Annotated in this window: 14 protein-coding genes; 11 read left to right on the top strand and 3 right to left on the bottom strand. The window is 35.6% G+C overall.

Features of this window, described 5'->3' with window-relative positions; genetic code table 11:
* The first annotated feature begins 263 nt into the window (after positions 1-263).
* The 10 genes from Q5O30_RS04390 to Q5O30_RS04345 all read left to right on the top strand — a co-directional run bounded on the left by Q5O30_RS04390 (position 264) and on the right by Q5O30_RS04345 (position 12540).
* The gene (locus Q5O30_RS04390; RefSeq protein ID WP_021952543.1) at positions 264-1277 is read left to right on the top strand and encodes a LacI family DNA-binding transcriptional regulator; all 1014 of its coding nucleotides are present in this window, start codon (positions 264-266) and stop codon (positions 1275-1277) included.
* A 15-nt stretch (positions 1278-1292) separates the two neighbouring features.
* On the top strand, positions 1293-2975 hold the full coding sequence (locus tag Q5O30_RS04385; RefSeq protein WP_021952542.1) for a sugar phosphorylase: 1683 nt from the start codon (positions 1293-1295) through the stop codon (positions 2973-2975).
* 17 nt (positions 2976-2992) lie between these two features.
* Entirely contained in the window at positions 2993-4309 is a 1317-nt protein-coding gene (locus Q5O30_RS04380; protein ID WP_021952541.1) for an ABC transporter substrate-binding protein, read from the top strand.
* A 57-nt stretch (positions 4310-4366) separates the two neighbouring features.
* Positions 4367-5245, top strand: a complete 879-nt coding sequence (locus Q5O30_RS04375; RefSeq protein ID WP_021952540.1) for a carbohydrate ABC transporter permease — start codon at positions 4367-4369, stop codon at positions 5243-5245.
* Positions 5232-6077: a carbohydrate ABC transporter permease gene (locus Q5O30_RS04370; protein WP_021952539.1), complete on the top strand. Its 846-nt coding sequence runs from the start codon at positions 5232-5234 to the stop codon at positions 6075-6077. The genes Q5O30_RS04375 and Q5O30_RS04370 overlap by 14 nt, the downstream gene beginning before the upstream one ends.
* 22 nt (positions 6078-6099) lie before the next feature.
* Positions 6100-7158 carry a zinc-binding alcohol dehydrogenase gene (locus Q5O30_RS04365; RefSeq protein ID WP_021952538.1) on the top strand — a complete coding sequence of 353 codons (1059 nt, stop codon included), beginning with the start codon at positions 6100-6102 and terminating at the stop codon, positions 7156-7158.
* Positions 7159-7181: 23 nt separating this feature from the next.
* Entirely contained in the window at positions 7182-7973 is a 792-nt protein-coding gene (locus tag Q5O30_RS04360) for a sugar phosphate isomerase/epimerase (RefSeq protein WP_021952537.1), read from the top strand.
* A gap of 61 nt (positions 7974-8034) precedes the next feature.
* Entirely contained in the window at positions 8035-9072 is a 1038-nt protein-coding gene (locus Q5O30_RS04355) for a Gfo/Idh/MocA family protein (RefSeq protein WP_021952536.1), read from the top strand.
* 19 nt (positions 9073-9091) lie between these two features.
* Positions 9092-11383 (top strand): glycosyl hydrolase family 65 protein, encoded by a 2292-nt coding sequence (locus Q5O30_RS04350; RefSeq protein WP_021952535.1) that lies wholly within the window; start codon positions 9092-9094, stop codon positions 11381-11383.
* A gap of 29 nt (positions 11384-11412) precedes the next feature.
* Complete coding sequence (locus tag Q5O30_RS04345) at positions 11413-12540, top strand: glycerate kinase (protein WP_021952534.1); 1128 nt, start codon at positions 11413-11415, stop codon at positions 12538-12540.
* A 71-nt stretch (positions 12541-12611) separates the two neighbouring features.
* Here the strand turns inward: Q5O30_RS04345 and Q5O30_RS04340 are convergent, their stop codons facing one another.
* Positions 12612-13202, bottom strand: a complete 591-nt coding sequence (locus Q5O30_RS04340) for a DUF5067 domain-containing protein (protein ID WP_021952533.1) — start codon at positions 13200-13202, stop codon at positions 12612-12614.
* 174 nt (positions 13203-13376) lie between these two features.
* The gene (locus Q5O30_RS04335; protein ID WP_021952532.1) at positions 13377-13796 is read right to left on the bottom strand and encodes a hypothetical protein; all 420 of its coding nucleotides are present in this window, start codon (positions 13794-13796) and stop codon (positions 13377-13379) included.
* Positions 13797-13941: 145 nt separating this feature from the next.
* On the opposite strand from Q5O30_RS04335, the gene Q5O30_RS04330 reads away from it, so the two are divergent.
* Positions 13942-15219, top strand: a complete 1278-nt coding sequence (locus Q5O30_RS04330) for a serine/threonine-protein kinase (protein WP_021952531.1) — start codon at positions 13942-13944, stop codon at positions 15217-15219.
* Here the strand turns inward: Q5O30_RS04330 and Q5O30_RS04325 are convergent.
* Positions 15216-15602: CapA family protein (locus Q5O30_RS04325; RefSeq protein WP_302674576.1), on the bottom strand; the 387-nt coding region annotated here is incomplete at its 5' end. The genes Q5O30_RS04330 and Q5O30_RS04325 overlap by 4 nt on opposite strands.

The following is a 15602-nucleotide window of genomic DNA, read 5'->3' as shown; positions in this document are numbered from 1 at the left end:
ATCTTATATGACAACAAAATGTCCCACCATGAGACAAAAAAGGTTTTTAAAGAAAAAACAAGGACAAAAACGGACATTTCACCACGTTAAAATCAATATAAAAACCCCACAAAAATATACAAAATATACAAAAATAAAGAAAAAACAATAGCTTTATTGACAATAATGCATAAAAATATTAATATGACAACGTAAGACAAAACAAGACACGTTCTTATAGGATTTCAAGCTATTGATCAATAAAATGAAATGAGGAAATACATATGAATACAAGAAAAGGTAAGGTCACTATTAAGGATATAGCCGATGCCTGTGGAGTTTCAATTAAGACAGTTTCCAGAGTTGTAAATGATTCGGAAAGCGTCTCTAAGAAAACCAGAGATATTGTAAACGCCACAATAAAGGAACTGGGATATCAGACAAGCATTTTGGCTAAAGGCTTAAAAGGAGCAAAAACTAACGTAATAATGGTTTTTACAGACAGGCATGAGGAGGAACATTTAAGTTCATGGCATGTGGTTATGCTTAAGTATCTGTTCTCATATGCAAGGATGAAAAATCTGAAAGTAATTATGACACCAAGTAATAGTAACAGCTTTATTTCAGATGAAACAGACGGATATTATCTTTTGGAAAACGGACTGGCTGATGGAGTGATTTTACTGGAGCATGTATATGACGACCTTAGGGTAAAGTTCTTAAAAGAACGGGGTATTCCTTTTGTAATATTTGGACAGGTTGAGGACGACGATGTATGCTCCGTAAGCTTGGACAACTATTATGTAGGCTACAAGGGAGGAAGTTACCTTATAGGCAGAGGTTATAAATATATAGAATTTCTTGTTGGCGAAGAAAGATTTGACTCTAACAAATTAAGAGTAAAAGGATTTCAGGATGCCACAGGTAAGTCTGATGGCATATTTAACATAAGATATGGAGCAAATACAGTAGATAAGGCATACAGAATTGCAAAGGGAGTTCTTGAAGAAGAAAAGCCGGATGCATTCTTTGTGTCAGGTGATGAAAGGGCAATAGGAGTATATCGGGCAATCCAGGAAGCAGGTTACTCCATTCCAAAGGATATAGCAGTTTTAGGAGTAGATAATATACCTATGGGAAATTACCTTCATCCGAGAATATCCACAGTTGACCAGGATTTTGAATCCATGGCAAGGGAATGTGTTGAACTTCTCACAAAATTAATAGATGGAGAGGACCTTGGAAACAGAAAAACATCGGTATTTTTACCATCTGTTATTGAAAGGGAATCTACCTGATTTAGGAAGTACAAAATGAATGATTTATTAAGAAAAGATTTATATGAATATTACAAAATAATATATAAAGATGGGAAAACTATTGAAAATCTGTATGACCGCATAGACAGGGTTTTAAATAAATACGGATATCTGGATACAAAGAAAACATGGTTAGACGAAACAGATTCCATGCTTATTACATACGGAGATTCAATTACAGATAAAAATGAGGCAGGGATTAAGACACTTCATAAGTTTATGAAAAAACATGTGAAGGATGCAATTTCATCAATACATATATTGCCTATGTATCCATACACATCAGATGATGGATTTTCGGTAGTAGATTATAAGGAAATAAATCCCTCCCTTGGAAATTGGGAGGATGTAAACAGTCTTTCTGATGATTATAAGTTAATGTTTGATGGGGTTATAAACCATATATCAGCTAAAAGTGATTGGTTTAAGAAGTATTTGACAGGAGAGGATCCTTATAGGAATTATTTCATTGAATGTGATCCGGATGTCGATTATTCAAAGGTAACCAGACCTAGGGCTTTACCGCTACTTACAAAGTTTGAAACTAACAGAGGTAGCAGGTACATATGGACAACCTTTAGTGAAGACCAGATAGATTTAAATTATAAATGTATAGATGTTTACAGTGAGATATTGGACGTTTTAATGTTTTATGCAAAGAATGGGGCAAAATTCATAAGATTGGATGCCATAGCATTTCTTTGGAAAGAACCGGGAACAACATGTCTTAACTTAGAAGAAACTCATATGGTAGTGAAGTCGTATAGAAGAATTTTAGAGGAATATGCACCGGGTGTGTATTTCATAACAGAGACAAACATACCACATGAGCAAAATATAAGTTATTTCGGAAACGGGGACGAGGCACATTTAGTTTATCAGTTTCCGCTTCCACCTCTTACAATGTATTCACTTATTACAGGAGATGCCACAAAACTTACCCGGTGGGCAAAAGGTCTTGAGGAACCGGGAGAGAATACAACATTCTTTAATTTCTTAAGTTCTCATGACGGAATAGGTGTAAGACCGGTAGAGGGAATATTAAATGATGAAGAGAGACAGGTTTTAATTGATGCAACTTTAACTAATGGTGGGGTTGTATCTTATAAAGACAATGGGGACGGAACTAAAAGTCCCTATGAGCTAAACATTAATTATCAGGATGCGTTGGCATCACCGGAAGACAGTGATGAAGTAAGAATTGGCAGGTTTATGGCAGCAGAAACAATACTTATGTCAATGCAGGGACTGCCCGGCATATACATTCATAGTTTGCTGGGTTCAAGGAATGATTACTATGGAAGGGAAACTTCTAATATTCCAAGAAGAATAAACAGACAGAAACTGGATTTGGAAAAATTAGAAGAACAGCTTTTATGTAATACAAACAGAGCCACTATTTTTAATGAAATGATAAGAAGACTGAATATTAGAAAAGTGCACGAACAGTTTTCGCCGAAGGCACATCAGAGAATTTTAAATGTGGACTCACATATTTTCGCACTGGAAAGATATATGGACGGTGGGAAGAAAATATTAGCAGTAATTAATGTATCTTCAGAGGAAATCGTAACAGCTCTTGAATTTAAGGGAACAGACCTTTTAAGCGCAGAAAAGGTTAATGGAACCATAACCCTTAAACCTTTACAGAGTATGTGGATACTGGAAGATAATTAAAACAAAGGAGGATTATTATGATGAAGAGAAAGGTATTAGCAACAGCATTATCATTAGCTATGGTTGCAACATTGTTTGCAGGTTGCGGAAGCAGCAGTGAAAAGAAGGAAAGCAGTGCAAAGGATGAAACAGTAAAAATCCAGTTTATGCACATGCAGGTAGAACAGGAAAGACAGGATGTTCTTTCAGAAGTTATTAAGAAATTTGAAAAGGAAAACCCAAACATCAAGGTTGAACAGATGCCTGTAGGAGAAGATGATTACGATAGCAAGATTACTACATTAGGTGGTAACGGAGAACTTCCGGCTGTTATTGAATTTAGTCAGGATCAGGCAAAAACAAGCGTAAAGAATCAGTTCATAAACACACAGGCAGCAGATGACGTTATAGCTTCAGTAGGAGAAGATGCTTATTTTGATGGAGCTCTTAAAGTAATAAAGACAGAAGACGGAAAAGATTATGTTGGTGTCCCTGTATCAGGATGGGTTCAGGGTATTTGGTGTAATACAAAAATGTTAAAGGAAAAAGGATTTGATTTACCACAGAACTGGGATGATGTAATTAAAATAGCTAAGGCATTTTATAATCCATCAAAGAAACAGTATGGTATAGCTCTTCCAACATCTGATTCAGCATTTACAGAGCAGGTATTCTCACAGTTCGCATTATCAAATGGAGCAAATGCTTTTGATGAAAACGGAAATATAACAATTGACACAGATAAGATGAAAGAAGCAGCTGAGTTCTACAAGGAATTATCACAGTATTCAATGCCCGGTTCAACAGAGGTTGCAGATGTTAAGGATGCTTTCGTTGGAAAGAATACACCAATGTGTATGTATTCAACGTATATTCTTGGAGGATGTAAAGATGCAGGATTCCTTGAGGATGTTCAGTTAGCAGTACCTACAAAGACTACATCAGCAGCATATGGTTGTATTGAAGTTTTATCAATTTCAAATACTATCAGTGACGCAGAAACAGAAGCAGCTAAGAAGTTTGTAAGCTTCTTAATGGAAAAAGAAAACAATGAAGCATGGTTAGAGATGGCACCTGGCGGAGTTCAGCCTGTATTATCAGCAGTTGCAGATGATCCGGCATATGCAGATAATGAATTAATTAAGCCATACGCACACCTTCTTGATAATGTTGGAACAGCTTTTGATAATCTTCAGTTATTCGGAAGTGTAAACGGCAAGAACTTTATGGCTATGGGCGATATCACAAACTCAGGTGTATTAAGCAAAGCACTTAATAATATCTTAGTACAGAAAGCTGATATCTCAAAAGAACTTAAGAATGCTCAGTCTGAGGCAGAAAAACTTGCAAAATAGTTTAGTTTAGAAAAGAGGGCTGAATAAAAGGCCCTCTTTTAAAAGAAGGAGTCTTATATGTTAAAGAAAATAAGAAAAAGTCAGAACGCTTTTGCATATACATTGTTAGCTCCAAGTATTATTTTACTGGTTGCATTAATCGGATATCCGATGATTTACAACATAATGATAAGCGTACAGAAAGTACCACTTAATCCAAAACTTGAATCCGTTTTTGTGGGACTTGATAATTTTAAAGAGGTACTTGCAGATAAGGAGTTTTATTCAAGTGTACTTATTACCATAGCATTTACATTCGTTGTAGTTGTATTAAGTACCATTTTAGGATTAGCCATGGCATGCTTTTTAAACAGAGAATTTGTTGGCAAAAAACTGGTAAATGCTTTAGTTATTCTGTCATATGTAGTACCCTCGGTATGTTTGATTTTCTGCTGGAGATATATGTTTAACAATATATATGGAATAATAAACTATTTTCTGGTTGATATATTACATGTGGTAGATAAAGCACCATTGTGGTTTGACAGCCCGGTGAGTGCATTTGTATTAGTAGCCTTGTTTAATGTTTGGAGATTCTTCCCATATGCGTATATGTCATTTGTGGCAATAATGACTTCTATAGACAAAAGTTTGTATGAAGCAGCAGATATAGATGGTGCTTCAAAATGGCAGAAATTCAAAGCGGTAACATATCCGGCAATAAAGCCTACAATGGTAACAGTTGTAAGCCTTAGAATGATTTGGGCGTTCTACATTTACGCAGAAGTTAAGTTACTTACAAGTCAGGTAGATGTTTTAGGTGTATATCTGTATGATATGGCATTCTCAACACATAATTTCGGAAAGGCAGCAGCTATTTCCCTTGTACTGTTTGTATTTATTTTTGCAATGGTTATGCTGATAAGAAAGGTGGTGTTCAAAAATGACGAGGACTAAAAGAAAAGTCAGGAACAATATATTATTTTACACTGCTTTAATTATCATACTTTTAATAATATTATTTCCATTTATTATGATGGTAAGTGTGGCTTTTAAGTCCACGGCAGAAACAATAGGTTTTCCACCGACAATTATACCAAAGTCATTTACCTTTAAACATATGGAAGATATTTTTAATCCGGGAATATTCCCATTTTTAAAATATTTTAAGAACAGTATGTATATTTCTCTTACTACCTCAGCAATAGTTGTATTCTTAGGAATACTTGGAGGATATGCATTAGCTAAATTGAAATTTAAAGGAAAATCAGTAATAACCGAAGTATTTTTCTTTGTATATATGTTTTCGGGAATATTACTTATAGTTCCTTTATATAAATTGCTTTCGTCAATTGGATTGAGAAACAGTCATGAAGCGGTAATTATCTGTATGATAATACAGACACTTCCAACTGCAATTTATATGACAAGAAGCTTTTTTGAAACAATTCCTGATGAACTTGAGGAAGCAGGAAGAGTGGATGGATTATCAAGATTTGGAGTAATATTCAGAATCGTGGTTCCGCTTTCAATTTCAGGATTAATTTCAGTTTTCGTTTATGCATTTATGATTGCATGGAACGACGTTTTATTCGCATCAATCTTCTTAGATTCACCGGATAAAATGACAATTACAATAGGATTGAATTCACTGTTTAACACACCTGATTATATTTGGGGAAGAATGATGGCAGCATCAATTATGTCCTCATTACCTATCGTTATTATGTATGGTATAAGCCAGACATTAATAAAGAGTGGAAGAATAGCAGGCGGAGTTAAAGGTTAAATAAAGGAGAGAAGGTATTAAAATGAAGAAGTTAGTTGCAACTGCACCTAGAGTAGCAGAATTAAAGGATTATGAAGACAGACCTATTAAGGCAAATGAAGCAAAGGTTAAGGTTGAATTTGCAGCACCAAAGCACGGTACTGAATTGGCAGATTTCAGAGATGTAACTCCATTTAAAGACGGAAAATTTGACGAAGAATGGAGAGTCTTTAAGGAAAGAGCAGCAGATGAACCAAGAGGAATTGAATTTGGTGATTTACCATTAGGAAATATGTTTGTGGGAACTATCACTGAAATAGGAGCAGACGTTACGGAATATGCGGTAGGTGACAGAGTTTGTTCATACGGACCAATAAAGGAAACACAGATAGTGAACGCAGTTGACAATTATAAGCTTAGAAAAATGAGCAAGGATGCATCAGCAAAAAATGCCGTATGTTATGATCCGGCACAGTTTGCTTTAGCAGGTGTAAGAGATGCTAATGTAAGACCGGGAGATAACGTTGTTGTAGTTGGTCTTGGAGCAATTGGCATGATTGCACTTCAGATGTGTGTAAAATTAGGAGCAGCAGTTGTTATTGGTGTTGATCCTATTGAAAAGAGAAGAAATGTAGCATTAAAGCTTGGAGCAGATTATGTATTAGACAGCACAGCCTGTGATGCAGGTTTGGAAATAAAGAGACTTACAGATAAGATGGGTGCTGATGCCATTATTGAGACATCAGGAAATGTACATGCTCTTCAGGCATCTATTAAAGGACTTGCATACAATGGAACAATAGCATATGTTGCCTTTGCAAAACCATTCCCGGCGGGCTTATGGCTTGGACAGGAAGGTCATTTCAATCAGGGAAAAATTGTTTTCTCAAGAGCATGCTCAGAACCTCTTCCAGAATATCCGAGATGGACAAGAAAACGTATTGAAGACGTTGTATGGAACATGCTTATGGGCGGTTATTTGAATTGCGAGGATATTATTGATCCTATAGTACCATTTGAAGAATCAGCAGAAGGATTTATGAAATATGTTGATCAGGATCCTGAATTAAGTATCAAAATGGGTGTTACTTTTGACAAATAATAATGAAAGGTTAGGTGCTTAAAATGTTATATGGAACACAGGATAGAGATTTCTTTCCGAGAAATTTTGTGGACAGACTTAATTATATTAAAGAATTAGGATATGACTGCTATGAGGTGGATGGTAAGGAATTAGTTGAAAAAACTGCGGAAATAAAGGATGCAGTTGAGAAAACAAAAGTTCCCGTTACAACAGCATGTAATGGATATAGAGGATGGATTGGTGATTTCATAGAAGAAAGAAGGCTTAATGGAGTTACCGATTTAAAGGAAATATTAAGATGTATAGCAGAAGTTGGTGGAACAGGAGTTGTTATTCCGGCAGCATGGGGAATGTTTACTTTCAGATTACCACCACATGTACCACCAAGAAGTCATGAAGGTGATATTAAGGCAATAATGGATTCATTAAAGGAATTAGATCCCGTGGCAAGACAGTATGGCGTATACATTTATTTAGAGCCGCTTAATCAGTATCAGGATCATATGCTTAACCTTCAAAGTCAGGCAAGAGAAATTATTGATAATGGAAAATTCACAAATGTTAAGACAACCTGTGATTTTTATCATATGAACCGTGAGGAGGATAATATATCTCAGGCGCTTAGAGAGTCAAAGGATTATATTGGACATGTTCATATAGCTGACAATCAGAGATATCAGCCGGGTTCAGGTTCAATAGATTTCAAAAAGCATTTTGATACATTAAAAGAAATAGGTTACGATGGACCAATTATTTTTGAAGGAAGATTAAGAGGCGACCCTGTGGAAGTATGTAAGGAGTCAAGTGCTTTTGTTAAGGAATGCCTTAAATAATAAGAAAAATTCATGTGGGAGGTAAAATCTCCCACGTATAACAGATTTGCGAGGTAAATATATGAGAAAGATAAAGGTGGCTATAATAGGTGCAGGACAAATTGCACAGACAACACACATTCCGGCATTTAAATCCATGGAAAATGTGGAAATTGTGGGAGTAAGCGATACATATGAAAATGTGGCAGGTAAAGTGGCAAAGGATTTTGACATTCCCTTTAGTTGTAGTTCTCACTTAGAATTATTGGAAAAATGTAATCCTGATGCAGTAAGTGTTTGCGTACCAAACAAATTTCATTATCCAATTGTAATGGATGCATTAGACAGAGGATGTCACGTAATGTGCGAAAAGCCACCTGCAATTTCTTATAGTCAGGCTAAGGAGATGGCTGATAAAGCTAAATCTAAAGGACTAATATTGACATATGATTTTCATTTCAGACATGGAACAAATGTGGCTATTTTAAAGGATTTAATAGAAAATGGTAAAATGGGACAAATATACTATACTAAAGTACAGTGGCTTAGAAAGGCAGGAGTTCCAGGCTGGGGTAATTTCATAAGTAAAGATATGCAGGGGGGAGGACCCCTTATAGATATAGGTGCCCATATGTTAGATATAGCGTTATATCTCCTTGACTATAAAAAGGTTTCCTATGTATCGGCAATAAGCTCAAATTTAATAGGAACCAAACAAAGTAACGGACTTATGGGTTCGTGGAATCCGGAAAAATACACTGTTGAAGACGGACTTTTTGGAAACATTGTATTTGAAGACGGAACCGGTATAGGAATAGAAACTACATTTGCTCTTAATATGAAAGAAAAGGATGTGAGGGCTGTGAAGGTTTATGGAGATGAGTTAGGTGCATCCTTATTTCCACTGGAAATTTATAGTGGATCCAATAGAAATTATCAGGCTGTAAATTATCCTTACATTAGTGATGGAGATTTGCACAACAAAGCTTTAGAAAACTTCATTGATGCAATAGAAGGTAAAGAAGAAGTTTTAGTGAAAGCCGGGGAAGGTGCATACATTCAGATGATAATTGAAGCATTATATAAGTCGGCAGAGAAGAAGGAGCCTGTTTTTCTATAGAAAGGTACAGGTGAAAAATATGTACTATTATGATACGAAGAGAGATTCCACCGGATTGTGGATAGAAGAAAATAAATATAGGCAGAAATATACAAAAAAATCGGAATCCGTATTTACAACAGAAAATGGGTACATGGGAATAAGAGGAACACAGGATTTTCCCACAATTGCGGAATGTAAGGGAATGTTTGTGAGAGGCTTTTTTTCAAAGGCAACAAAGGATGAAGTTGTTGAGTTGATTAATTGTCCTGATTTGTCAGAGGTTTATATTACCACAAAGGGAAAGGTCATAAGCTTAGATACCTGTAAAATAGAAAATTACAACAGAAAGTTTAATGTGGAAACGGGAGAGCTGGTTTTTCAGTGTGATTTTCTCTTAGAAAATAATATAATAAATATAAAATCAAGACGATTTGTTTCTTACAGTGATTTACATCTGTTTTGCCAACAGTTGGTAATAACATTAGCTGATGGAAATGATTTAGATATGGTTGTAAAGGTAGGCATAAACGGACAGATGACAAACAGCGGTGTGGCACATATCAGAAAAACTGAGTGCAGGGTACGCAATAATACTGTTATGGAGTATATTGGGAATACAGATGATTCAGAAATTGATATAATGATGGCACTAGCTTATGAAGGAACAGATGACGCTAAAAATTACGGTCTTGAAAGAAGAAGCATATACGAAAAAAGAAAAATAAAATTAGTAAAAAATAAACCGGTTACACTAACAAAATATGCAATGGTATTTACCAATGTGGAAGAACCGGATATTACAAAAACAGATAAAATAAGCAGAATAATTGAAAACAGAAAAAAAGGATTTGCAAAGCTTTTTGATGAGCATTTACAGGAAGTCTATAAGTTTTGGAAAAATGCAGAAATAAAAATAGATGGCATATCAGTAGAGGACGAGGCGGCAATAAAGTACTCACAGTTACAGTTGTTTGGAATGATACCAAAAGATACGGATAGAGTGAGTATTGCAGCAAAAGGTCTTTCAGGTGAAGGATATAAGGGGCATGTATTTTGGGATTCGGAAATATATATGTTGCCGTTTTTCTGCTATACCAATCCTGAAATGGCAAAAAGATTACTTATATACAGATATAATGGTCTTTCAGGAGCATTTAAAAAGGCAAAAGAATACGGCTATAAAGGAGCGATGTATCCATGGGAAAGTGCCTTTGAAGGAAAGGAAGAAACTCCTTTGTTTGCAGCACTTAACATAGAAACAGGAAAAGCTAATCCGGTATGGTCAGGCAGGAAGGAGCATCATGTTAGTGCCGATATTGCCTATGCCATAATAAACTATTACCATATGACTAAAGACGAAGAATTTATGCACAAATATGGATATGAAATGTTAATTGAAATATCTAAATTCTGGGAGAGCAGAAGTGTAGAAAAAAATGGCCGTTTAGAAATATTGGATATAATAGGTCCTGATGAATACGATGAACATATTGATAATAATACATTTACTAACTATATGGCTAAATATTGTGTGGGACAGACGTTAATAGAATTAAAGAAATTAAAAGAAAATGATAATAACTTTTATGAAAAGTTAAGTGATAAAACAAAATATGAAGATAATATTTTAGGTTTAGAAGAGTTTGTACGAAATATATATATTCCTCAGGTTAATAAAGATGGAATTATTCCTCAGGATGATACATTTTTGTCAAAGAAGGAGCTGCCTGATATTGACAAATATAAAAATTCCCAGGTAAAGCAGTCGGTGTTACTGGATTACACAAGGGATCAGGTAGTGGATACGCAGGCAATAAAACAGGCAGATGTGGTAATGCTGTTGAATTTATTCCCACAATTATACAGCCCGGATATTGTGAAGAAAAATGTTTTGTTCTATGAAAAAAGAACTTTGCATGATTCATCCCTAAGTTACTGTGCGCACGCTCAGGCATGCGCTAATATTGGAGAGTTGGACATGGCAGAAAATTTCTTCAAAAAAGCACTTGAGGTGGATTTAGTAGATAATCCATATGATTCCACAGACGGACTTCATGCAGCAGCCATGGGAGGCATTTATAATTGCCTTATACAGGGATTTGCAGGGGTATCCGCTGATGATAGTGCATTATACATAACCCCTCATCTTCCAAAGGAATGGAAAAAAATGGAGTTTGTGGTAATGTACAAAGGTTGTAGGCTTGAAATAAGGGTTAGTCATGATAAAGTTGATATATATAAAACAGGTGATACATCATATCCATTATGTATATCAATAAACAATAACATAATGACAATGGAAGCAAACCAGCAGCAGTTGTCAGCATAAAAAGATTAGTTTGTTAAAGGGAGTAACCTATGAAGATTGTTTTGGCATCAGATTCCTACAAGGGGAGTCTTAGTTCCACACAGGTTAATAATATAGTTGCACAGCAGGCACAAAAGGTGTTTGGAAAATGTGATATTAAGAAAGTACAAATGGCCGATGGAGGGGAAGGAACTCTGGCAGCGGTTTTAGAAACAGACAAAGATTACCGGAAGGTAGAAGTTAAAGTTTCTGACCCTTTAGGCAATGTTATTACAGCATCATATATTATGAAAAAGGATGTTGCAGTTATAGAAATGGCTGAGGCTTCAGGTCTTACTTTGGTACCACCAAAGCTGAGGAATCCTTTAAATGCTACATCAAAGGGAACGGGGCAGTTAATTGCTGATGCACTGAAAAATGGTGCAGTGAACATATACATAGGAATAGGTGGAAGTGCCACAAATGACGGTGGAATGGGAGCCATGACTATGTTAGGATATAGGTTTTTAGACCAATATGGCAACGAACTAAAAGGAACCGGTGGGGATTTGGAGAAGGTTGTGGCGATTGATGATAAGTCGGTTATGCCTGAACTTAAAAAGGCTAAGTTTACTGTTATGTGTGATGTAACAAATCCTCTTACGGGAGAAAAGGGTGCAACCTATGTTTTTGGTCCACAAAAGGGTGCTGATGATGAAATTGCAAACAGGCTTGAAAGGGGAATGCTTAATTATAGTAAAGTTTTAAGTAAATTTTTAGGCAGAGATATTTCCAGTCTTCCGGGAATGGGAGCAGCCGGTGGAATGGGAGCTGCATTGTACGCCTTTACCAATTCAAAAATGGAGTCAGGAATACAGGTTTTACTGGACTTAAATGATTTTGACAATTTGATTAAGGATGCAGATATGGTAATTACCGGAGAAGGAAGAACTGATGAACAGTCAGCCGGTGGAAAGGTTGTATCAGGAATTGCCAAAAGATGCAAGGAAAATAAAACACCGCTGTATGTGCTGTCAGGTAGTCTCAGCGGTGATTTGGAAGAACTATATGACATGGGGGTTACCGGCATGCAGGCATGTGTATGTGATGTAATTGACATATCAGATGCTATGAAAAATGCACAGGTTTACTTAAAAAGGGCAGCCGGAAGGCTGTTTAGGATAATAAAGGCAGATTAGGTTAGACAATCAAAAACAACATCCACCCCGGGGCAGATGTTGTTTTTTTTGCATTATTTATTTACCATATCCTATTTATTAGTAGCAATAAACCGGATATCCTTTGAAGACCAGAAACTTGGTGAAACATTTATTTCTATTTCCTTCCAGTCAGTTGGAACCTGGTATGCAATGACACCTTCCATTTTTTTGCCGGCAGCAATGTCACCGTCTAGCTGATTATATTTCTTTGCTTCAGGAGCCTGAAGACCCATGATATCTTCATTCATTGAAGTATCATCATAATATGCTTCAAAAGAAGCAATAGAACTCATGGTGATAGAGCTGTCGGAATTGTTTTGGATTTTAAAAATGCAAATAGCAAATTCTTTGCCCTCATCAGGCTGGATAATTTCATCGCCCTTTGAAATAATTACTTTTTCAAGAGTTACCTGAACATCTTTGTATTCAGCAGTTTCACCTACCTTGAAACTGGTTTTGGCTTCAGTTTCTTTCTCCTCTTTTTTGGAATTATCATTAGTAACCTTTGAATCTTTAGAATCAGTTTTAACCTGATGAACGCTGTCATCAGAGCCGCCACCGGCAACTGCTGCAATTATTGCAATTGCCACAATCACAATAATAATCCATTTCAACTTTGATTTTTTCTTTTTTTCTTCCATAACTTATACCTAGTCTTTCTAATGCATAAAGTCTGCTGTGAAAGACACAAACACTTAGAGTGAAAAATGTGTTTGCTTTATCCTTTCCCTTATTATTAGTTCACTCTTTAAAACATATGGAAATTTTAGCCTACAGTATGGAAGAAATGTTATGCCGGCAGCATAATTTAGCAATTATTCGATAATTTTCTCCTCCATGTCATGTAAAAGAATGTTGGTATCAATTAAATTGTAATGCTGTTCTAAGGAAAAATGGATTATGCTGTCACGCTTAATACGGGGATATAAAATGCTGTGGTCAGACAATTTTAAAAGTCGGTTTGTGGCATCGGTATCTAATCCCATTGAAATGGAAAGGGCAAGAACCTTATTTCTTGAAGGTTTTTTGGAACCACTAAAAATCTGATAGGCGTAATTTTTTTGAATATTGGATTTTTCTATGACCTGTGCTTTGGTCAGATTGCAATTATTCAGACATTCCGTTATGTATTGTACAAAGGTGGTATTTTTTATATCCTCAGTGTTATCTTCAATAAATTCTTCGATATTGTTATAATTTTTTAGTATTTTTAATAATTCATCAGTTGATTTCATAAAAAGAGCCTTTCTTATTTTCAAAATATATTTTTTAAAGTATACTTTATTTATCATATATCACAGGTAAATAAAAAATCAATACAATGCAGTAGAAAAATATTGAATTAGTTGATTTGAAAAACATTTGAATGGAATTAAAAATATGGACGTTATAGAGGATTATTATTTAAAAAAATATGAACAATTAAAGGTGCTGGCTGATACAAATAAATGCAAAACCCTGTTAATGAGAAACGTAGATACAGGGCAGCTGGTTGTAAAAAAGATAATGCATAAAGCAGCTTTTGACATATACAAAGGTCTTAAGGAAATTAAAAATAAAAACCTAGTTAGGGTTTACGAATGTTTTATACAGGGGGATGAATGTGTCGCTATAGAAGATTATGTTAATGGCAAGAGATTTGATGATTATTATCAGGGAAACAGGCTGACATTGCAGGAGGCAGTGACTAGGGCAGAGGAGCTTTGCAACGGCTTAAAAGCCATACATGAAAAGGGCATAGTTCACCGTGACATACAGCCTAAAAATATAATAATAAGCAATGAAGGGACTTTGAAAATCATTGATTTTGACATATCAAGAAAAGAAAACCATGAGAAGAGCAAGGACACGGAATTGCTGGGCACTGTGGGATATGCAGCACCTGAACAATATGGATTTTCCCAGACAAGCAATAGAAGTGACATATATTCAGTCGGGGTTGTGTTAAAGGAATTTTTTGAAAATCAGGGATTACTTTTCAACGAATATCTTGAAGAAATAGTAAATAAATGTATGGAAATAGACCCTAAAAACAGATTTAGTGATGTAAATGAGTTGATGGTGGAATTATCTAAGGTAGCGGAAATGGATGAAAGCCACAATGAATCTGACAAAATTATGCCAAAGACTTTGGATACTTCGCCAAAGAAAACGGAAACCTTATCCAAACCTGAGGTGGATTTATTAAAAAAAACGGAAACTTCATCCAAACCTGAAAAGAAATTATTAAAGAAACCGGAAAAAGGTCAAAAGACCGGGAAAAATTCAACAAAAAATACACCTCAAAAGGAATTGCCACCTATTACGTTTAAATATCTGCTGGATACCATTCCAGGATTTAGGCGCAGAAAAATTGTACCAATGATTATTTCTACCATTGTGTATGTCTGGTTAATATATATTTATGCTACAGTAGCTTTAGACTACAAGGGTATGAACATACCTAGAAGTATCCTGGTAACTATTGTGGCTGAGGCAACGGTAATTATACCGTATATATATTTAACCAATATTGCAGATATAGCAAGCAGATTGCCAAGAAAAACTTTTAGAAGTAAAAGGCGTGAAATATGCTACAGAATATGTATGGCTATATTTTTATTTTTGATTCTCGCTTTAATATTGGGATTTTTATTGCCGGGGGAAAAACCGGGCTAATGAGGTAGCTCCCTTTTGCCACTCATAAACTGCAAAACTTTTCTTTTTTCGGTTTTATTCTTTATTATATCAGGCTGCCAATTGTTGGTATCTCCGGTATACACGTAACATGGAATTATTTTACCGGCTTCATTAGTCAGCTTTCCGCCTCTGACAGTTAAAGTATGCTGATATATTATTGTGCGGTTTTCAGGGTGGCGGTTGCCACCAAAAATAAAGTTCCCAAGGGAATAAATAATGGTTTTGTTGTTATATTTCTCCATAGGCTGAAGTACATGAGGATGGTCTCCCATAATCAAATCAACACCATAATCCATAAGTTCATGGCAGGCATCGATTTTCCATTGCTCCGGTTTATGGATGGCTTCAGTCCCACCATGAAA

Source organism: Eubacterium sp. CAG:161 (assembly GCF_000432355.1).
GTDB lineage: Bacteria > Bacillota > Clostridia > Lachnospirales > Lachnospiraceae > Eubacterium_G > Eubacterium_G segne.
This window is presented reverse-complemented; position numbering and strand designations above follow the sequence as displayed.

Bases quoted from the DNA above. Each gene is read 5' to 3' on its own strand.
- Q5O30_RS04355 (WP_021952536.1), top strand. From the start codon at position 8,035: ATGAGAAAGATAAAGGTGGCTATAATAGGTGCAGGACAAATTGCACAG.
- Q5O30_RS04375 (WP_021952540.1), top strand. From the start codon at position 4,367: ATGTTAAAGAAAATAAGAAAAAGTCAGAACGCTTTTGCATATACATTG.
- Q5O30_RS04365 (WP_021952538.1), top strand. From the start codon at position 6,100: ATGAAGAAGTTAGTTGCAACTGCACCTAGAGTAGCAGAATTAAAGGAT.
- Q5O30_RS04330 (WP_021952531.1), top strand. From the start codon at position 13,942: ATGGACGTTATAGAGGATTATTATTTAAAAAAATATGAACAATTAAAG.
- Q5O30_RS04385 (WP_021952542.1), top strand. From the start codon at position 1,293: ATGAATGATTTATTAAGAAAAGATTTATATGAATATTACAAAATAATA.
- Q5O30_RS04340 (WP_021952533.1), bottom strand. From the start codon at position 13,202: ATGGAAGAAAAAAAGAAAAAATCAAAGTTGAAATGGATTATTATTGTG.
- Q5O30_RS04335 (WP_021952532.1), bottom strand. From the start codon at position 13,796: ATGAAATCAACTGATGAATTATTAAAAATACTAAAAAATTATAACAAT.
- Q5O30_RS04350 (WP_021952535.1), top strand. From the start codon at position 9,092: ATGTACTATTATGATACGAAGAGAGATTCCACCGGATTGTGGATAGAA.
- Q5O30_RS04345 (WP_021952534.1), top strand. From the start codon at position 11,413: ATGAAGATTGTTTTGGCATCAGATTCCTACAAGGGGAGTCTTAGTTCC.
- Q5O30_RS04370 (WP_021952539.1), top strand. From the start codon at position 5,232: ATGACGAGGACTAAAAGAAAAGTCAGGAACAATATATTATTTTACACT.
- Q5O30_RS04390 (WP_021952543.1), top strand. From the start codon at position 264: ATGAATACAAGAAAAGGTAAGGTCACTATTAAGGATATAGCCGATGCC.
- Q5O30_RS04380 (WP_021952541.1), top strand. From the start codon at position 2,993: ATGATGAAGAGAAAGGTATTAGCAACAGCATTATCATTAGCTATGGTT.
- Q5O30_RS04360 (WP_021952537.1), top strand. From the start codon at position 7,182: ATGTTATATGGAACACAGGATAGAGATTTCTTTCCGAGAAATTTTGTG.